This is a genomic window from Pseudomonas pseudonitroreducens, assembly GCF_021603645.1.
GTDB classification, from domain to species: domain Bacteria; phylum Pseudomonadota; class Gammaproteobacteria; order Pseudomonadales; family Pseudomonadaceae; genus Pseudomonas; species Pseudomonas pseudonitroreducens.
This window is the reverse complement of sequence record NZ_BQHJ01000001.1, coordinates 95,436-115,811: the sequence shown is the minus strand read 5'-3', so window position 1 is coordinate 115,811 and position 20,376 is coordinate 95,436. Positions and strand designations below refer to the sequence as shown.

Sequence of the window (20,376 nt, the reverse complement as noted above, 5' to 3'; positions counted from 1 at the left end):
CGCCCCTGCACCGCGACCGATAGATTTCTGACGATCCATCGGTCGCGGTCAGGGACGCTCCCCGTGTTCAACAGGATTCTGATCGTCTGCGTCGGCAACATCTGCCGCAGCCCTATCGCCGAACACCTGCTGCGCGAATCCCTGCAGGGCACCGACATCGCCGTGGCCTCCGCCGGGCTCAGCGCACTGGTCGGCCACTCCATCGACAGCACCGCCCTCGCCATCCTACGCCGCCACGGCCAGCACCCCCAACCGCATCGCGCCCGCCAGTTGACTGCCGAACTGGTCCACGAGGCCAATCTCGTGCTGGTCATGGAGCAGTCACAGATCCACAGCGTCATCCGCCTCGCCCCCGAGGCGCGCGGCAAGACCTTCCTGCTGGGCAAATGGCAGACCGACCAGGAGATCCCGGACCCCTACCGCCAAGGGCCGGAAGCGTTCGAGCGCGCCTATGCGCTGATCGAATCCGCCGTTGCCCCCTGGGGCGATCGCCTGCGCGCTCGGCGGTAATTTGACGGATTATTATCAATCCGACAAAAGCGTCAGAATTCCTTACAGCGCCGTGACGAAAAAGGCTACGCTCTAGCCCAGCAAGACCATATTCAGCTGTTTGGTCTCCTTGTTACGTCACGTATATCTGCAAGGGCCTACATTGATTTATGAAGATTCTGCACATCACCGAGTCCTTCGGCGGCGGCGTCACCTCGGCCATCAACTCCTACATCCTCAACTCCCAGCAGCATGAGCACTACCTGCTGGCCTCGGTGCGCAAAGGCGATACCACCGGGGAGGAAAACCAGGGGCTGTTCCGGCACATGGAGCTGGTGCCGCGTCGCCTGTCCAGCCTGGCGCGGGTGAAGCCCTACATCGACCGCGTGCAGCCGGATGTCATCCACCTGCACAGCACCTATGCTGGCGCGCTGATCCGCGCCCTGCCGTTCATTCCCGCACAGAAGATCGTCTATACCCCGCACGGTTTTGCCTTCCTGCGTGGCGACCATCCGCTGATGCTCAAGGCCTACCGGGCCATCGAATCGCTGCTGGCGCGGCGCACCGCGGTGATTGCCGGCTGCGGCCTGGATGAGCAGCGCATTGCCGGGGAACTGATCGAACCCGCGCATACCCTGGGCCTGGTGAATGTCTGCGATGAGCTGCCGCAAGTGCCAGCCGTCCGCAGCCTCACCAGCAAACCGGTGGTCGGCATGGTCGGGCGCATCAGCCGGCAGAAGGGCCACGAGTACTTCCGCGCCTTGGCTGAGAGTTGCGCAAACGTTGCGCACTTCAAGTGGATCGGCGGTGGCGACGCCCAGGTCATGGCGGAGATGGTCGAGGCCGGCATCGAAGTGACCGGCTGGCGTCAGCGCGGCGAAGTCATCGCCCACATGAAAGGGCTCGACCTGTACTTCCACACCGCCGCCTGGGACGGCTTCCCCATCTCGGTACTGGAGGCGGCGAAGCTCGACCTGCCCATCGCATTGCGACGCATCGGCCCGTTCGTTGCCGAAGGCCTGTCCACCGCCCAGGACCTGGCAGAGGCACAACGGCAGGTAATCGCCTTCGCCCAGGGCGACCCGGCCGTCCTGGCCCAACTGTCGCGCAACAGCCGGAGCATCCAGGGCCTGCACAGCGGCGAACAGCTGCAATCATCGCTGGAAAACCTCTACGCCCGCTTCACCCCAGGGCACGCTGTCGACCGCCTGGCCATCGGCTGAGCCCCGCCTCGCACCTGCCCGGGCAAGCCCTGGTTTGCCCAGGCGGAGGCAATGCCGAAAGTGCCTCCCCGATACCGTCTCGCATCCCTTACCCTGAGGCCCGGCAGCGTCCACAAGCTGACCGGATAGTTCTATTTCGCCACATACAAAGCTTGTGGGAGTTCATCCCGCAGACAGCCCGGCAACTATCTCTGCCGCCGCCGGAATATTCCTAAAGGCTCCGACTGACCGGAAAGCGCATTGAATCACCCTGCCACGCAGCTTAATTTCGCCAGCCTCTGGTCACCACCACCACGGCGGAACTCAGCGTGTTCAATCAGGTGCTCATCGTTTGCGTCGGCAATATCTGCCGCAGCCCCACGGCTGAGCACCTGTTGCGCCAGGCTCTGCAAGGCGGCGATATCAAGGTCAGCTCTGCCGGCCTGGCCGCACTGGTCGACAAGCCGCTGGAGCAAAACGCCCTGGCGACGCTCCTGCAGCACGGCCAGCAACCCACAGCGCACCGCGCACGCCAACTGACGCCGAAGATCCTGCAGGACGCCGACCTGGTCCTGGTCATGGAGCGCAATCACTTGCGCGATATCCACGAACAATCCCCGCAGTCCCGAGGCAAGACCTTCCTCCTCGGCAAATGGCAGAACGACCGAGAAATCCCGGACCCCTATCGCCAGGGGCAAGCGGCCTTCGAACACGCCTACGCATTGATCGACGAGGCCGTCGCCACATGGTCGAAATACCTCCGCACCACTCGATGAGCGTTAATCGCGAAGTATCCTTCATGCAGCCACTCCAAGCCCCGGTCGCGCCATCGTCCGCCGACGATGACGAAATCGACCTGCTCGCCCTGTTCGGCACCCTGCTCGATCACAAGTGGATGATCGCCGGCATCACCGCCGGCTTCCTGCTGACAGGGGCCGTGTACGCCGTGCTCGCCACGCCGATCTATCGGGCCTCCGCGACCATCCAGGTGGAGCAGAAGTCGCCGGGCATTCCGGGTCTGACAGAAATGAGCGACATCCTGGGTGGCTCGCAGTCCCAGGCCGTGACCGAAATCCAGCTGCTGACCTCGCGTAACGTGATCGGCAAGGCCGTGGACACCCTGCATCTGGATATCGACATCCAGCCTTCATGGTTCCCGCTGATCGGCAACTTCCTGCAGCGCCGCTATCAGCCGGAAAACCCCGGCGACCTGGCCGCCCCTCTGCTGGGCATGAGTCGATTTGCCTGGGGCGGCGAGAGCCTGGAGATTGCCCAGCTCGACGTTCCCAATGCCCTCCTCGAAAAGCAACTGACGCTGATTGCCGGCGAGGCTGGGCAGTTCCGCCTGCTTGATGATGATGACAATGTGCTGGTCGAAGGCGCAATCACCCAACCCTACGAGCAGAAAGGCATCAAATTGCTGGTGCAGAGCCTGCATGCCAACCCCGGCACGCGTTTCCGCGTTATCAAACACCTTCGCCTGAGCACCATCCTGGCGTACCAGGACGCCTTGAAGGTATCGGAGACCGGCAAGGAGTCCGGCATTATCGACCTGACACTGGACGATGACGACTCTTCCAGGGCGGTGGCGGTGCTGAATGAAATCAGCCAGCAATACGTCCAACAGAACGTCCAGCGCGCCTCCGCGGAAGCGGCCTCCAGCCTCACGTTCCTGCGCGGCCAGTTGCCCGAGGTCCGCCGCGACCTGGAGGCTGCCGAAAATGCCCTGAGCAGCTACCAGACCAAGGCCAAGTCAGCCGACATCAGCCTGGAAACCAAGGCGCTGCTCGAGCAAAGCGTCGCCCTGGATACCAGCATCTCCGAGCTGAAACTGCAGCAGGCCGAGATGGACCGCAAGTTCACCCGCCAGCATCCTGCCTACCAGGCGCTGGCCCGGCAGATCGGCGAACTCACCGCCAAGCAGCATGGCCTGACCAAACGCGTCGAAGGCCTGCCGGAAACTCAGCAGGACTTGCTGCGCCTGACCCGCGACGTCGAAGTCAGCACCACCATCTATACCCAATTGCTGAACAAGAGCCAGGAGCTGGACGTCGTCCGCGCCGGCTCCGTTGGCAACGTCCGCATCATCGATACCGCCGACGTCGACGTCACCAAGCCGGTAAAGCCGAAAAAGCCGTTGATAGTCGCCATTGCCACGTTGCTCGGCCTGTTCAGTGCCATCGCTTTGGTACTGCTGCGCAAAGCGCTGAACCGTGGCATCGAATCGGTGGATGCCATCGAGCAACTGGGCCTTCCGGTCTATGCCTCCGTCCCCTTCAGTGTTTTGCACAAATCCGAGGAGGAGAAACGTGGCGCCGGCAAGAAGAACAGTCGCGCGGTCGCTCCCTTGCTCGCGACAAGCCACCCGACCGACCTGGCGATCGAATCACTACGCAGCCTGCGCACCAGCCTGCACTTCGCCATGCTGGAGTCAGGCGACAACCGCCTGATGATCTCTGGCCCCAGCCCTGACGTGGGCAAGTCCTTCGTCAGCGCCAACCTTGCCGCCGTCATCGCCCAAACCGGCCAGCGCGTATTGCTGATCGACGTCGACATGCGCAAGGGCTATCTGCACAAGACGCTTGGGGCAAAGGACAAGGCCGGCCTCTCGGACCTGCTCATCCAGCGCTGCAGTTTCCAACAGGCAATCCAGCAAACCAGAGTGGAGAACCTGCACTTCATTTCCCGTGGAGAGATTCCACCGAATCCCTCGGAACTGCTGATGCATCCGAACTTTACCGACGTGCTGGAAGCCGCAAGCCGCGCTTTCGACCTCGTCATCCTGGATACCCCTCCCCTCCTGGCCGTCACCGATGCTGCCATCGTCGGGCACCAGGCCGGTACCAGCCTGATCGTCGCCCGCTTCGGCAGGAACGCTCCGCGCGAAATCGAGCTGACCATCCGCCGCTTTGCGCAAAACGGCATCCAGCTCAAGGGCGCCATCTTGAACGGCGTCGAGCGACGCGCAGCGGATTACTACGGCAATGGCACTTACAGCAACTACCAGTATGAATACCTCTCGGACAAGTCCTGATTCTTGGCCGACATGGATACCCCCAACCAGGGGAGTGAGATATGCAAGCTACAACTGAAAAGCGTTGGTACCTGGTGCAATGCAAACCCAGGCAGGATCTTCGGGCACTCGAAAACCTGCAATATCAGGGCTACGAGTGCTTTCTCCCGACACAACAGATAGAACGATTACGCAACGGCCAATGGAATCATCAGAAAGAGCCACTATTTCCTGGCTACTTGTTCATCGAACTGGACACATCACAAGACAATTGGATGCCAATCCGCTCAACACGAGGAGTTAGTCAGATAGTTCGATTTGGAGCCAACCCGCTGCCAGTTTCAAATCACATTATTAGCTACCTTCGACTTCATGCCCCCTCCGAAGATCATGAGTTTCAGCCGGGAGATAAAGTCATCCTCGACTGGTCAGGAACCAGCGGTATTGAAGCCATATTTCTCGCAAAAGATGGCACCGAAAGAGTATTACTCCTCCTAACTCTGCTGCAGAGAGTAGTTCAAGTCAGTGTTTCTACCAACAACCTAGTCAAGGCTAGCTAGATGTAATTATGTATTTCTGAGCGCTACGTAAAGGTCTACGAAACATTCGTACTCCAGAAAGAAGTAATCGCCATACGCCCGCGTCTCAGGAGTTAAACGAATAATCCTGGGGCGGTAGCGTGGCTATTGAATTTATCAAATAAGATAAACAAGCCAATTAAATACCACCCGAAACATGCCACCTATCTCCTACACTTAATCAACAAACAATTTTCGCAATCAGAAATATTCCATCCTCACTGATTGACAGCACCCAAAGGAAATTAATTTCATTCACAACCATCCATCTACGCAACTCCGATATGTATTTAAAGTGATGTAGGAGCGCTACATGATTATCAAGACGCTTTGTGTTTTCGGCACCCGGCCTGAAGCCATTAAAATGGCCCCACTAGCTTTGGCTTTGTCCGCAGATGGGAGCTTCGATGCCAAGATTTGTGTAACCGGACAGCATCGAGAAATGCTGGATCAAGTACTGGGATTGTTTGGCATTAAGCCAGATTTCGACCTCAACGTTATGAAGCCCGGTCAGGACTTGACCGATATTAGCATTGCCATTCTGCAAGGCATGAAGAATTTATTCAGTACTTACAGGCCGGATGTCGTTCTGGTTCATGGCGACACTGCAACAACCTTCGCAGCCAGCCTGGCAGCCTATTATCAGCAAATCCCAGTGGCCCATATTGAGGCGGGCCTGCGCACCGGGAACATCTATTCTCCCTGGCCTGAAGAAGCCAACCGCAAGTTGACCGGCGCCCTTGCCAATCTTCATTTCGCTCCGACCGATACGTCAAGGAAAAACCTATTGCTTGAGGGAGTGGCCCAAGAGTCCATCATCGTCACCGGAAATACAGTTATCGACGCTTTGCTGGACGTGGTGGGTCGCCTTGACAGAGACACGGAGCTCCGAAACCAGGCAACCGGACCATTCGATTTTATCAATCCACACCGCAAGATCATCCTTGTGACAGGCCATCGCCGCGAGAGCTTCGGCGGCGGCTTCGAACGCATCTGCCAGGCCCTAATGGAAGTGGCTCAGCAGCACCCCGAGATTGACATCGTTTACCCAGTCCATCTCAACCCGAACGTTCGCGAACCCGTTAACCGCCTACTATTCGGCATCCCCAATATTCACCTTATCGAACCGCTGGAATATCTGCCCTTCGTCTACCTGATGAGTCGATCGCACATCATCCTGACTGACTCAGGCGGCATCCAGGAAGAAGCTCCATCGCTGGGCAAACCAGTACTAGTCATGCGTGACACGACCGAGCGCCCCGAGGCCATCGCCGCTGGCACCGTCAAGTTGGTCGGTACGGACACCGCGAATATCGTCCGCGCGCTCAATACCTTGCTAACGGACTCCAACTCCTATCGCGCCATGAGCTATGCCCACAATCCCTATGGGGATGGCAACGCCTGCTCCCGCATTCTCGACGCACTACGCGCCCGATAACTGAGTCACCTCTTTCATTTTCAATCTTGCTTTTGTAGAGGAAATCAAATGCGTTACCAGACTATTTCCGTCGTTGGCTTGGGCTACATCGGCCTCCCCACCGCTGCCGTGTTTGCCTCGCGCAAGAAAAAAGTCATTGGTGTCGATGTCAATCGGCACGCAGTTGACACCATCAACCGAGGTGAAATTCATATTGTCGAGCCTGACTTGGACATGGTGGTGCACGCCGCCGTAGCCGAAGGATACCTGCGCGCCACAACCATTCCTGAACCGGCTGACGCCTTCCTGATTGCCGTTCCAACTCCCTTCAAGGGAGATCATGAGCCCGATCTTAGCTATATTGAATCCGCCAGCAATTCCATCGCACCGGTACTAAAGAAGGGTGATCTAATCATCCTAGAATCCACTTCTCCGGTAGGCGCAACTGAACAAATGGCCGCTTGGCTATCAGAGGCCCGTCCAGATCTAAGCTTCCCGCAGACCCACGGAGAAAACTCAGACATACGTGTGGCCCACTGCCCCGAACGTGTCCTCCCAGGTCACGTGCTTCGTGAACTGGTGGAGAATGATCGAGTGATTGGGGGTATGACCTACAAATGCTCCAACGCCGCTGTCGAACTTTACAAAGAATTTGTTGAAGGTGAATGCGTAATCACAAATGCCCGTACGGCGGAAATGTGTAAGCTGACGGAAAACAGTTTCCGTGATGTGAATATTGCCTTTGCCAATGAGCTGTCGATTATCTGCGACAAGCTGGATATAAATGTGTGGGAATTAATTCGTCTCGCGAATCGTCATCCACGCGTCAACATTCTCCAGCCCGGACCAGGTGTGGGCGGCCACTGCATCGCAGTAGATCCCTGGTTCATCGTCAGCAAGACACCGGAGCAAGCCAGACTAATTCGCACCGCACGCGAAGTGAATGATAGCAAGCCTGAACTTGTAATCGAGAAAGTCAAAGCGGCAGCAGCGCAATTTAAAAACCCGCGAATTGCGTGTTTTGGCCTCGCATTTAAACCCAATATTGACGATTTGCGAGAAAGCCCTGCACTTGAGATAACAAAAAAACTTTCTCAAATATTCCCTGATTCGATAATGGCTGTCGAGCCTAATATTGATAGAATCCCTAGTAAACTGGGATTAAATTTAAATCTGGTAGACATTGATACTGGCTTAAATAAAGCCGATCTTGTCGTTCTTTTAGTAGACCATACAGAGTTCAAGTCAATCAATAAAGAAAAGCTCAATCGTCTAGTAACGATTGACACAAAAGGCATCTGGCAGCAACCCAGCACGACCTAGAGTTTAGTCGAACAAAAATAAATGAAAGATATACTTTTTAGCGCTTTAAGCAACCTCCTCAACTTCCTATTTTCAAAAGGATCAATGGTTGCCGCCGGAATATTAGCAACCCACTTTACCACCATAGAAAACACTCAGACCCTCAGCATAATAATTGCGACAACATCTGCCTTTGGCACACTATTCCAACAGGCTGCATCAACAACAAGCATTCGATACCACTCACAGAAGATAATAAAAACAACAAAGTATCGATCGCTAATCATAATAATCACAAGCATACTTTCATTACCAGTATCAATATATTTATACATAACACATCAGCTTTCCATGGAAAACTCCATCCTAACTGCATTCATACTTATACTAAACGGAACCAGTGGATTAAAACTTGCGGATGCGACAATACAAAAGAAATTTCTGCGGATAAGCATACTGGGCACAGTGCAAGGTGCCGTAATATTTTTATCTATACTTGTAATAGTAAATTCAAACCTAAGTACCAATTTTTACACAATACCATTCTTAATCGCCTCAGCCCTATGGTTTTTCATACCGTCAGCGCAGATAGACCCACGTGAAACTTCCACATCTATCAATACTGCCATCACCAAAACATTCATACCTGCAATATTTACTGGAATTTTCTTCTTACCGGTAATCTGGTTTCTGATCGGAGATATTCAAGAAAGATTTGGGGAGCAAGAAGCCTTCCTCCTTAGCACAGCGAATCAGTGGAGAATGACTATTGGAGTCTTGCCTGCAATATTCGGTGGATATCTTTTATTACTAATCACCAAAACAAACAGCCAAGGAAAAAACAAGAAAGGCAATTACACAATAACCTATTACCCTGCTGTCGCAATTACAATATTTTTCTCAGCAATAATTAGCCATTTAGACTTAATTTATCCAGCAGAAATTGCAAACAACACAAGACTCAAACAAAGCATAATCTTATTTATGCTGGCCAGCGTGATAACAACGCTTAAAAGCTCAATTTCGAGAGAAATGATTGCCGCAGAACTGGCAAAATTAAGTATTGCAAGCAATTTAATATGGGCAATTATTTTCTGTACATTTCATTTCTTCATCTACTACCACGAGGGTGCATATGGAGTATCTAAGTCTTTCCTCGCATCCCAAGTCATTCATCTATGTCTATGGACACCAATAATAATTAAAAAAGAACTTATACCAAGAAGCTTCATAGACATAAATTTTTTTGTAAGTGTTATTCCCCTAGCCTGGATTTTATATGCAAACACAACATAATCAAACCAACTTCACGGCGCATATTCGGGGAGCGTACGGCCCCGGCAACCTTGGTGACGATGTACTCCTCGAAGTATGCATTAATATTTTGCGTAAATATTTTCCCGAGCAAACCACATCAGTTGGCTTGAAAAACCCAAAGAATCCAGGGTATTTAAGAAAATATCAATGTCGGTTCATTCATATTTCAACCCCTATAAAAACTGACTTCCTTTTCTATGGTGGCGGTGGTCAGTTCTTCGAATTCAAAAACAAAAAACACCATGAATCGACCATCCAGAAACTACTTGAGGCGAATAGACAAGGCGTCACACTGACAGATATCGCAAAAATATTTATTAATCGAGCACTAAAAAAAAACAATATATCATTCCAAAAGAGTGCTGCTATTTGCCTTGGGCTCGGCCCGTTTGAAAACCCTTCAGCAGACTCAATTCGAAGTAAGATCTCCCCCTTTCTGAGATCTGACTATAAGACAGTCAGAGATAATGAGAGCTTCCAAATTGCTGCCAAGTATACTCATGACTTGAAGATATATACTGATCCAACATTCCTTACCGGGCACTGGCTTACTTCTCCTATAAAGACACGGCCAACCGATGGTAGTGCTGTTGGCGTGATACTCAGAAAATGGAAACTAAATGATCACGGAAACACCGTTATTCTAAATACCATTGCTGCAGCAAGGTTACTGAGAAAATCGGGAAAGATGGTCTCCTTGATATCTTTTTATCGTGACTACGACAAGGATCTCATTGAAAGCGTTAAGGAATTTGACTGGATAATATGGGATCCGCAGAAGAACTCCCCTAGTGACTTCATCGAGGAACTTTCTAATACTTTCGACATACTTGTGAGCACTAGAGCACACGGCGTCCTTCTTCCTGCTCAGGCAGGCATTCCTAGCGTAGCTGTAGGAATAGAACCCAAGCTAAAGAACATCCACGACTTTCTTCCAAACGGCACTCTTTACTGTGATGGCAAGGATGTATCGGTTATTTTCAATCAAGCACTATCCTGCCTTGAAAGAAAAAGAGAACTAGTTTTAAAACTAAATTCTGATGTAAGAAAACAACAAATCCTCGCAGAAAGCTTCCTCAAAGACTTTGACTCATGGATAAAAACAGCAATAGAAAAACTGCAATAATTCTTTACTTTGGAGTCGGAGTTCAAACCACTCCAAAAATACAACTTATTAAAGGAACACTCGAAAAGAGATATAAAAATGTATTAATATCTGGAATTACCGCAAAACCGTTCGAGCCAGAGTCGAAGCATAAAATCATACCGGTAACCACAAACAATAAGCTCATGAAGGTATTGATATCAGTTACGGCAATAATAAAACTATGCTTCTGGATCAACAGTAAATCTCCCGATTTAATTTATGCCATCAACCCTATACCTGGATTGATAGCATCGACATTCAAAAAAATAAAGAAGACGAAATTCATATATGAGACGCTTGAGATTTTTAGCGGAATTGACTATTTCCCATACAGCAGGAGATATAGAAAATTATGGTATCTAGTAGAGAAGACAGCAATTCAAAATAGCGAAAAATCCTTCACAACGGACGAATTTAGATTAAAGCTACTTCGAAGATACTTAAAAGTAACATCTCAAAAACTAAGCTATACCTACAATACAAATAAGGCACCAACATCCTTAGAAATCAACTCCAAACCATCCCACGTAGTCCTTAGTTACTGCGGGGGTGTTTACCCAGGCCGTCAGATTGACGAAATTATATTAGCATTTTCTCTCTTTAAAAGAATTGAGCGCTCAGCAAAACTTATTATTGCCGGCAGTGGTGACCCACTATACCTAGAGAGCCTCAAGAAGCTTTCATATAATTTAAAACTAGCAGAATCCGTAAGATTTACGGGCTATCTTTCAAATGAAGAACTTAAAAATATAATGCGAAACTCAACAATAACTTTCGCATTCTACAAGAACGACTCACTAAACAATAGACTCAACAGCCCAAACAAAATATTTGATTCAATATTTAGCAAGACCGCTCTAATTACCACTTCATCTCCGCTCGCGAGAAAGGTAATTCTAGCCAACGGAGCCGGAAAAATTATAAACAGCACATCACCACAAGAAGTTTATAACAAATGCAAGGAGTTAATATCTATAGAACACTCCCAACCAAACTATGAGGAACTAATCAAAAAATACTGCTGGGAATCTGAAGAAAATAAAATATTAGAAGCGCTACCAGAAATATGATTTATATAATTCTATCACTGTCTTTTTTCGCCCTAGGACTACTAAGAAGAAAGGGAACCTATTTTTTCATTTTGGCGATTGCATGCCTTCCATTTGCAAACTCACTCTCGTCATATTTTTACAAATTTGGACTGTATTCATATGACTTCTTCTTTTTCGGCACATTAATCTCGTTCATATTCAAGAAAAAAACATCTATTCCATCGAATTTTAAATTGCAAAAGTTTGCACTAATACTATTCATCACACTGCTAGCATATGCACTAATTGCGCTATCCTCCGGTGCAGCAGTAGACGTTTATTTCTTAAGAGATTTGCGGCCAGCAGTTTTTGCCCTTGAATTAGCTACAGCTGCCATCATAATAAAAGACTCTGAAAAGCATATCACCGCAATAGCAGCAATATACATTGTGATATTAGCAGGATCCACCAATCTTTTATGGCTCACGCTTTCAATACTAGGAGCAATCTCACCCGACGATGAATACTACAAAACAAACAACTACAAATACTTCGACGCCAGCACTTATATATCTGCACTTTTTATTGTTTACTTTCTTTCGCAAAGAAAAAACAAAAAACCATAGAGAGCTCAATAAAACACTGCGCAAACTTCAAGCTATCGCACTTTTAGCATCACTATTATCGGTTGTGTTATCCGGCTATAGAGTTCTCATCCTGGCAACACTAGCAGCCGCACTATTAAGCAGCTTCAGACAGCCAAAAAAATTACTTCTTGCGCTAATAATAACTCCTGCCTGCGTAGCTATATTCATATATTTATCAACTTTATTTGGCGCTAACAGGGTTATAGAAAGCATTACCCTCGACGGAGCACTCTCTCAGTTATCAACTCGATACGCCCCTGCCTTTGATGTAATCGCCTCATTCACTCCAACCAACTACTTACTAGGCGCAGGCTTTGGAACCGTATTTGAAATTGACTGGTTTGGATATAGATCATTAGACACTACCAACAATTTTGTCGATAGTGCATACATCACTTTCTTCGCAAAATATGGCCTAGCTGGAATTTTCATGCTTTCATTAATAGTCTTATCTTTTAGATCCCTAGCGCCAACCTCACTAAAAGCCCCAATATCAATCTATCTACTTACCCTCTTCATAGTTTATGCAATTTCATATCAGGCAGCGTCTGCCGGCATGATCGTTGGGTGCATTTTAATTAGCAATTTAAACCTTCACCTATGCAAATAAAAAATGAAAGACTTATCTTCGTTTAAAATTGAAGTGCTTGGCTGTCCTATGCATGCCATCTCCTGCCATAAGACAGTGGAATTAGTACGGGAAAAAATATTAGAAGGAAATTTTATACAACACGTAGTGGTTAATGCCGCAAAGATCGTACACATGAGCTCTGATCCGAAACTGAAAGAATCTGTCACTTCCTGCGATATAATTAATATTGATGGAATGGGCGTTGTATGGGGAGCGCGGCTACTTGGGCATAAGGTCCCCGAACGAGTCTCCGGCATTGATTTATTCCATGAGTTACTCGCTATGAGCGCCAGTAACGGACTATCCGTATATCTACTTGGCGCAACAGATGAAATAGTTTCTCAGACAGCAAAGACGTTGCACGCGCTATATCCAAACATCACAATCGCCGGGTATCACCATGGTTATTTCTGGGACAACGAGGAAGCCATGGTAGAAAAAATTCGCGCTTCGGGTGCGAAACTCCTATTTGTAGCAATAACCTCACCCAAAAAGGAAAATTTCATCAATCGCTGGAAGGATCAACTGGGCGCTAACTTTGTCATGGGCGTAGGCGGGACCTTCGACGTGGTTGCAGGAAAAGTAAAGCGCGCGCCTATCTGGATGCAAAACTGTGGCCTCGAATGGTTCTACCGCGTCATCCAAGAACCCGGTCGAATGTGGAAGCGTTATTTGACAACCAATACTATATTTGCCTGGATACTGCTTAAGGAAAAGATCAAAAAAATCCTGGGCCGGTTCTATATCTCTAATTGACTGAATCCAACTACTCCAAGATTTTTAATATTTCTCTCACCGAATAACCCGATCGACCTAAATTAACGAAGATCTTGTGACATGCTCCCAATCTACAGGCGCAAAGGAGTGCCTAAATGAACCGCAAGGACCGCGGAATCCTCCGCCCCCATCAAGCCACTATCTCCGTGCTGCAGAAGCTGCTTGATCTCAGCGTCATCTGCCTCGGCATGAGCTTGGTTATTGCCGCTGACAGAGTGCACTGGGATTACTCAGCAGTCATCGCGACTCTGTTTGCCTTGGTCATCTTCTATCTGCTCGGAGACTTCGGGCAGCTCTATGTCTCCTGGCGGGGTGAACGAACTCGCGAGGAGTTGCGCAAGGTCGGTGGTATCTGGGCGATCAGCTTTACCGGGGTCGCGGTTACCGACTATCTCAGCCCAGAAATTACCGTGCTCAGTGGTTCAGGGCAGATTCAGTGGTTCTCGTTGGTACTTGCTGGATTGTGCGGTTACCGCGTGCTGTTGCGCACAGGCTTGCATGCATTGCGCCGGAGAGGTTTTAACGCTCGTTCGGTTGCCATTGCCGGTGCAGGGCCGCTGGGGCAGCGCCTGGCAACCAATATTGCCAGCGCCCCCTGGATGGGGCTGGAATTGGCCGGTTTCTTCGATGACACGCTGCATGCCCCGGTTAGCCTGGGCAATGGCGATATAAAGCTGCCTATTTCCGGCACGCTGGACCACCTGGTTGAACAGGCTCGCGCGGGCAAGCTGGATCGCGTCTACATCACCCTCCCGATGCGCAGCGAAACGCGAATCCGCTGGCTGGTGGAACAACTGAGCGATACCACGGCATCTGTCTATATCGTGCCCGATGTGTTCGTCTTCAACTTGCTCCACGCCCGCGCGCAGAACATCGACGGCATCCCTACCATCAGTATCTTCGACAGCCCTATGGTGGGTGCGGCTGCGCTGGTAAAGCGCCTGGAAGATATCGTCCTTTCCTCGTTGATCCTTTGCCTGATCGCCGTTCCCATGCTGGTCATCGCGGCGGCTATCAAGCTCACCTCCCCGGGCCCGGTATTCTTCCGCCAGAAGCGCTATGGCATCGATGGCCGCTCTATCGACGTGTGGAAGTTCCGCAGCATGCGGGTCATGGAGAACGGCGCGACCGTCACCCAGGCAACCCGCAACGACAGCCGCATCACTCCGCTGGGGGCCTTCCTGCGGCGCACCTCGCTGGATGAACTGCCGCAGTTCATCAACGTCTTCATGGGTGACATGTCCATCGTCGGGCCGCGCCCTCATGCCATCGCGCACAACGAGGAATATCGCGGGCAGATCAGCAGCTACATGCTGCGCCACAAGGTCAAGCCGGGCATCACCGGTTGGGCCCAGGTAAATGGCTGGAGGGGTGAGACGGATACGCTGGAGAAAATGCAGAAGCGTATCGAGTTCGACCTGGCCTATATCAACAACTGGTCGCTGTGGTGGGACCTGAAGATCGTCTTCCTCACGCTGTTCAAGGGCTTCGTGCACAAGAACGCCTACTGATCGCCGCCTCCCTCAGTTCAAGAATTTACTGCTCCTCCCCGCCAGCCGTTTCCTACATCCGCAATCCAGCCCCATTGCTACCCTGCGCAGCCTCCCGGCCAGCACCTTGCGCCCTGCAATTACGGCGCTGGAAATCGCTCGCGCCCTCCCCTTCACCCCTTTGTGTAGCCCCCCATGATTCGTCCCTTGTCCCTTGCCATCCTGTCTGCCCTTGCGCTTCAGGGATGCATGTTCTCCCCCGGCCAGAATCTGGATACCGAGCGACTGATACAGGAAGACTCGGCTGAATCCAGTCGCGTGCAGCTGGTGCAGATCACGCCCAAGCTGCTCACGGTGGAAGCGGCTACCCGGCAGGAGGAAGCCGTTCCCGAAGAACTCGCCAGCTTCCGTCCGGAGAGTTACCAGATCGGCGCCGGTGACCTGCTGTACATCACCGTATGGGACCACCCCGAGCTGACGTCGCCCGCCGGCCAACAGCAGCAGACCGACGCCAACGGTCGCCTGGTACGCCCGGACGGCACGCTGTTCTATCCCTACGTCGGCACTCTGCGCGTGTCGGGCAGGACGATCGAAGACGTACGCAAGACCATTACCAACGCCCTGGCGGCCTATGTCGAAGAGCCGCAGGTAGACATTGCCGTGCTGCGCTTCGCCAGCCAGCGAGTGATACTCAATGGCGCGTTCATCAAGGCGGGCCCGCAGCCAATCACCACCACGCCGCTGGCGCTGATGGAGGCCATAGGTGCGGCCCAGCTGGACACCCTCAACGCCGATCTCTCCGGCCTGACGCTGCAGCGCGACAACCAGGTCTTCCATCTGAACCTGGATGCGCTGAACACCGCCCAGGGCGCGGACCTGTACAAGCTGTACCTGAAGGACGGCGACCGCATCTACCTGCCCTACAACGACCGCAAGAAGGTCTATCTGATGGGTGAAGTGAACGCGCCGCGCGCGCTGACCTTCAAGACCCGCGAGATGAACCTGGCCGATGCGCTGGGCAGCGTCGGCGGCCTCAACCAGACCACCGCCAACGGCAAGGCCGTGTATGTGATTCGCGGTGTCGAGGATCTGGAGAAACAGCGCGCCACGGTCTTTCAGCTCGACGCCAACTCGCCCACCGCCTTCATCCTTGCCCAGCAATTCCAGCTGCAACCGCAGGACGTCGTCTACGTCGGCCCGGCCGGTGTGACTCGCTGGAACCGCCTGATCAGCCAGTTGGTGCCCTCCGCCGGCATTCTCGGCACCGGCTCGACCATTCAACGCAACCTCAACGACAACTGAGCGCCTCATGAACGCCTATCGCCTCCTCGCGTTGGTGGTGCTCGCCTGCGCCCTGGCCGCCTGTAACCCGCTGATGCAGGCCTCGCTGAATACGCTGGGCGCCAGCTTCGGCAGCCCAGCTCCGCTGGAGCTGACACGTGCCCAGGTCAATGCCCTGCCCTACTACCAGATCGAGGTCACCACCGAGTACGGCTCGGCAGTGATGGCGCTGGTACGCACGCAAGGCGACCTGCAGTACTGGCAGGCCTCTTCGCGCCAGCTGCTGCTCCTGCAGGATGGCGTGGTGGTGCGCACGCTGGGTTTCCCGGATGACTTGCTGGGCACCCGCCTCGCGCCGGACTCGCCCTTCATCAGCGGGCTGCTGCATATCGGCGAAGAGCAGGCGAGCCAGCGCTGGATCGACCTCGGGCCCGGCTACCTGCTGGACGTTCCGCTCACCGGCAAGCTGCGCCGCGTTGGCAATGAGACCGTACGCATCCTCGATCAGGACCACAGGCTGCTGCGCATTGACGAGCACCTGAGCGCGCCGATCAAGAACATGGCGGCCACCAACAGCTATTGGGTCGACCCTAGTGACGGCTTCATCCTGCAAAGCCGCCAGCAGGTCACGCCCAGCCTCAACGTCACCATTACCCAGTTGCGCCCATTGCGGAGCCAGCCATGAAAATGATTCGGCTAGCCTTGCTCGCGGCCAGCGTTGCAGCCGGCGCGACCGCCCATGCGGCAACACGGGTCGAAGTACTCGGCGAACTGCCCGCTCCGGGCGTCAGGGAAATCGACGAAGGCCTTCGCCTCGGCATGCTGCTGCAACAACTTCAGGTCAACCCGCAGAGCTATTGGCTGGGTGCCTCCTGGCAGCGTCAAAGTTTGCTGCGGGAGCAACGCCGGCTGAGGGCTGGAGTCCTGTTCGACCTGAGCCAGGTGCAACGTCTTGCCCTGCTGCAGGACAAGCCCGGCCTGGCGAATATCGCCCGACGTCTCGGCGAACAGGTGATCGCCCTGCCTGTAACCGGCCGCCAGTCCTATCACCTCGATCCGCTGCAGATAGAGCTCAACGCCGAGCACTCGCCAAAGCTGCAAGGCGGCGATCGGCTGGTCTTCCCGCCACGGCCGACCACCGTGCGGATCATCGGCGCGGTATCGAACGACTGCGAGCTGCCCTTCGTCCCGCTGCAACCGGCCTATCGCTATGCACCGCAGTGCCCCGCACTGGCTGAGGCAGACCCGGATTACCTCTACCTGATCCAGCCTGACGGCCAGGTCACCCGGCTGGGCGTTGCCCTGTGGAACCGCCAGGAGCAAGCCGCCCCACCGGCCCCGGGCGCCGTGCTGCTGGTGCCGCTGGATGCCCGGGAAATCAAGGACAGCGCCCCGGACTTGAGTCGCGAACTGGCCGACTTCCTGGCCACACAACCCCTGCCGGCGGAAACACCATGAAGCCTCGCCACAGTTTCTACCTGCTGCTGGCCGGTGCCAGCCTGGCGGTTGCCGACCCGCGCTACACGCAGAACGATTTCGGCGGCATAGGCCTGCTGCAGACCCCTACCGCGCGCATGGCGCCAGCCGGGGAAATCAGCATCAACGCCAACCGCACCGATCCCTATTCGCGCTATAGCTTCTCGCTGCAACCCTTCGACTGGCTGGAAGGCACCTTCCGCTATACCTCGATCAGCAACCGCAGATACGGTGCAGAGGATTTCAGCGGCAACCAGAGTTACAAGGACAAGTCCTTCGACGTCAAACTCCGCCTGCTGCAGGAGTCGCGCTGGGCGCCCGAGATTGCGCTTGGCGGCCGGGATATCGGCGGTACTGGGCTGTTCTCCAGTGAATATTTCGTCGGCAACAAGCGTGTGGGTGACCTCGATTTCAGTCTGGGGCTGGCATGGGGCTACATCGGCAATCGCGGTGATCTGGATAACCCTCTGGGCTGGGTCGATGACAGGTTCAAAAGCCGCCCAGTACCGGACTCGGATGTAGCGCGCGCGGGGTCGTTCGACGCTAATAGCTATTTCCGTGGCCGTCCCTCCCTGTTCGGCGGTATCAACTGGCAAACGCCGTGGGAGCCGTTGTCCCTCAAGCTCGAGTATGACGGCAACGACTATCAGCACGAGCCCCTGAACAACAACCAGAAGCAGCGTTCGCCGTTCAACATCGGCATGGTCTTCAAGGCCAGCGATTCCATCGACCTGCATGCAGCCTTCGAGCGTGGCAACACCGCCATGTTCGGCATCACCCTGCACACCAACTTTGCCAGTCGCACGGCCCCCGCGAAGGTCAACGATCCTGCCCCGGAACCGTTGCAGCAGAACGCGGCCCAGCGCGAGCCAGATACCGTGGACTGGGCGGATGTTTCCCGGCGCGTCGAAGAGAACGCCGGCTACAAGGTGGAGCGCATCACCCGCAAGAACAGTGAAGTCGTGGTCTATGGCGAACAGACCCGCTATCTGTACCCGCCCGAGGCCGTCGGCCGCACCGCGCGCATTCTCGACAACAGCGTCGATGACGACGTGCAATGGTTCACCGTCGTCGATACACGCTATGGCCAACCCATGGTCGAAACCAGCGTGCCGCGCCGGGTATTCCGCGACGTCGCGAACCAGGAACGCCCGCTGGAAGACTTGCGCCGCACCACCGAACAGACGGCGCCGCTACCGCAACAGGAAGAGCAGCTCTACAGCCAGCGGCCGGACGCCTTCAGCTACAACGTCGGGCTGGGCTACAACCAGAGCATCGGCGGGCCTGACAACTTCCTTCTGTACCAATTCACCGCCGATCTCGACAGCGAATACCGCTTCACCCCGAGCCTGTGGGGCAATGGCCTGCTCAGCGTCAACCTGATCAACAACTACGACAACTTCACCTACGACGCACCGAGCAACCTGCCGCGGGTACGCACCGACATCCGCCAGTACATGACCACCTCGAACGTCACGCTGCCCACCTTCCAGCTGAACAAGACCGCTCGGCTGGACCAGGACCTCTACGGCATGCTTTACGGCGGCTACCTGGAGACCATGTACGCCGGCATCGGTGGCGAGCTGCTCTATCGCCCGATGAACGAATCCTGGGCCCTGGGCGCCAACCTCGACCTGGTGCGCCAGCGCGATTTCGACCAGCACTTCGGCCTGCGCGACTACCAGGTTGCCACCGGCTTCGTGACGCTCTACTGGCAGACCGGCTTCGAGGACATCCTCGCCCAGGTCAGCGCCGGCCGTTATCTGGCGCGCGACTGGGGCGGTACGCTGGACCTCTCGCGGCAGTTCAGCAACGGCGTGCGCTTTGGCGCCTGGGTCACGCTCACCAGCGCCAGCAAGGAAGAGTTCGGCGAAGGCAGCTTCGACAAAGGCATCTATGTGTCGATCCCCTTCGACGAACTGATGAGCAGCTCCACCATGCGCAGGGCCAACCTCACCTGGGACCCGCTGACCCGCGACGGCGGCGCGCGCCTCAACCACTACTACTCACTCTACGACCTCACCGAAGGCCGCGACCCGCTGATGTTCCAGAACCTCTTCGGACGCATCGTGAAATAACTCGACGATCCTCCAGATCATGGCGCGGAAACCAAAGTCACCCACAATGGTCAGACGCCCCTTCGTGACCAAGGAGAGTTCCACCATGAAAGCCCTGCCACTCCTGTTGATGACCGGCCTGCTCGCCGCCTGCAGCTCCACGCCCTCCGGCGACAAGGCGTCGCTGGACGGCGAAGTCTTCTACCTGCAGCGCATGGCGCTGCCACCGACGGCCCAGGTCACGGTCAGCCTGCAGGACGTCTCGCTGGCCGATGCCCCTGCCGTCGATCTGGCCCGGCAGCAGTTGCAGCCGGGGCGCCAGGTGCCGCAGGCGTTCCACCTGGATTACGACCGCAGCCAGGTCAAGCCGGGCCATAGCTACGCCGTCAGCGCGCGCATCGAGGACAACGGCCGCCTGCTGTTCATCACCACTGAGCGCCACAGCGTCAAACTCGACGGTAGCGATCCGCAGCCGCTGCGTGTCCGCGTCGACCCCGTGCGCTGATTCACCGCGCCGCCGG

18 protein-coding genes are annotated in these 20,376 nt (G+C 54.1%); all 18 read left to right on the top strand.

Features of this window, described 5'->3' with window-relative positions; translation table 11 throughout:
• The first annotated feature begins 63 nt into the window (after positions 1–63).
• Positions 64–510, top strand: coding sequence for a low molecular weight protein-tyrosine-phosphatase (locus tag L6D89_RS00530; RefSeq protein ID WP_236173113.1), 447 nt, complete (start codon positions 64–66; stop codon positions 508–510).
• A 149-nt stretch (positions 511–659) separates the two neighbouring features.
• Positions 660–1,712 (top strand): glycosyltransferase family 4 protein, encoded by a 1,053-nt coding sequence (locus L6D89_RS00525; protein ID WP_236198437.1) that lies wholly within the window; start codon positions 660–662, stop codon positions 1,710–1,712.
• A gap of 308 nt (positions 1,713–2,020) precedes the next feature.
• Positions 2,021–2,467: a low molecular weight protein-tyrosine-phosphatase gene (locus tag L6D89_RS00520; RefSeq protein WP_236198436.1), complete on the top strand. Its 447-nt coding sequence runs from the start codon at positions 2,021–2,023 to the stop codon at positions 2,465–2,467.
• A 23-nt stretch (positions 2,468–2,490) separates the two neighbouring features.
• Complete coding sequence (locus tag L6D89_RS00515; RefSeq protein ID WP_236198435.1) at positions 2,491–4,725, top strand: polysaccharide biosynthesis tyrosine autokinase; 2,235 nt, start codon at positions 2,491–2,493, stop codon at positions 4,723–4,725.
• A gap of 41 nt (positions 4,726–4,766) precedes the next feature.
• Positions 4,767–5,264 carry a transcription/translation regulatory transformer protein RfaH gene (gene rfaH, locus L6D89_RS00510; protein ID WP_236198434.1) on the top strand — a complete coding sequence of 166 codons (498 nt, stop codon included), beginning with the start codon at positions 4,767–4,769 and terminating at the stop codon, positions 5,262–5,264.
• A gap of 331 nt (positions 5,265–5,595) precedes the next feature.
• Positions 5,596–6,720 carry a non-hydrolyzing UDP-N-acetylglucosamine 2-epimerase gene (wecB, locus tag L6D89_RS00505; protein ID WP_276574773.1) on the top strand — a complete coding sequence of 375 codons (1,125 nt, stop codon included), beginning with the start codon at positions 5,596–5,598 and terminating at the stop codon, positions 6,718–6,720.
• A gap of 48 nt (positions 6,721–6,768) precedes the next feature.
• A complete protein-coding gene (gene wecC, locus L6D89_RS00500; protein WP_236198433.1) occupies positions 6,769–8,022 on the top strand; it encodes a UDP-N-acetyl-D-mannosamine dehydrogenase in 1,254 nt (417 codons plus the stop codon).
• A 21-nt stretch (positions 8,023–8,043) separates the two neighbouring features.
• Positions 8,044–9,297 carry an MATE family efflux transporter gene (locus L6D89_RS00495; RefSeq protein WP_236198432.1) on the top strand — a complete coding sequence of 418 codons (1,254 nt, stop codon included), beginning with the start codon at positions 8,044–8,046 and terminating at the stop codon, positions 9,295–9,297.
• Entirely contained in the window at positions 9,281–10,444 is a 1,164-nt protein-coding gene (locus L6D89_RS00490; RefSeq protein ID WP_236198431.1) for a polysaccharide pyruvyl transferase family protein, read from the top strand. The genes L6D89_RS00495 and L6D89_RS00490 overlap by 17 nt, the downstream gene beginning before the upstream one ends.
• Positions 10,411–11,535: a glycosyltransferase gene (locus L6D89_RS00485; RefSeq protein ID WP_236198430.1), complete on the top strand. Its 1,125-nt coding sequence runs from the start codon at positions 10,411–10,413 to the stop codon at positions 11,533–11,535. The genes L6D89_RS00490 and L6D89_RS00485 overlap by 34 nt, the downstream gene beginning before the upstream one ends.
• 480 nt (positions 11,536–12,015) lie before the next feature.
• Complete coding sequence (locus L6D89_RS00480) at positions 12,016–12,753, top strand: DUF6369 family protein (RefSeq protein WP_236198429.1); 738 nt, start codon at positions 12,016–12,018, stop codon at positions 12,751–12,753.
• Positions 12,754–12,756: 3 nt separating this feature from the next.
• Entirely contained in the window at positions 12,757–13,530 is a 774-nt protein-coding gene (locus L6D89_RS00475) for a WecB/TagA/CpsF family glycosyltransferase (RefSeq protein WP_236198428.1), read from the top strand.
• Between the two features lie 116 nt (positions 13,531–13,646).
• On the top strand, positions 13,647–15,062 hold the full coding sequence (locus L6D89_RS00470) for an undecaprenyl-phosphate glucose phosphotransferase (RefSeq protein ID WP_236198427.1): 1,416 nt from the start codon (positions 13,647–13,649) through the stop codon (positions 15,060–15,062).
• 174 nt (positions 15,063–15,236) lie between these two features.
• Positions 15,237–16,343 (top strand): polysaccharide biosynthesis/export family protein, encoded by a 1,107-nt coding sequence (locus L6D89_RS00465; protein ID WP_236198426.1) that lies wholly within the window; start codon positions 15,237–15,239, stop codon positions 16,341–16,343.
• A gap of 7 nt (positions 16,344–16,350) precedes the next feature.
• Positions 16,351–17,007, top strand: a complete 657-nt coding sequence (locus L6D89_RS00460; RefSeq protein WP_236198425.1) for a YjbF family lipoprotein — start codon at positions 16,351–16,353, stop codon at positions 17,005–17,007.
• Entirely contained in the window at positions 17,004–17,780 is a 777-nt protein-coding gene (locus L6D89_RS00455; RefSeq protein WP_236198424.1) for a capsule biosynthesis GfcC family protein, read from the top strand. The genes L6D89_RS00460 and L6D89_RS00455 overlap by 4 nt, the downstream gene beginning before the upstream one ends.
• Positions 17,777–19,876 (top strand): YjbH domain-containing protein, encoded by a 2,100-nt coding sequence (locus tag L6D89_RS00450; RefSeq protein ID WP_236198423.1) that lies wholly within the window; start codon positions 17,777–17,779, stop codon positions 19,874–19,876. The genes L6D89_RS00455 and L6D89_RS00450 overlap by 4 nt, the downstream gene beginning before the upstream one ends.
• Before the next feature lie 85 nt (positions 19,877–19,961).
• Positions 19,962–20,360 (top strand): YbaY family lipoprotein, encoded by a 399-nt coding sequence (locus L6D89_RS00445; protein ID WP_236198422.1) that lies wholly within the window; start codon positions 19,962–19,964, stop codon positions 20,358–20,360.
• The last annotated feature ends 16 nt before the right edge of the window (positions 20,361–20,376 follow it).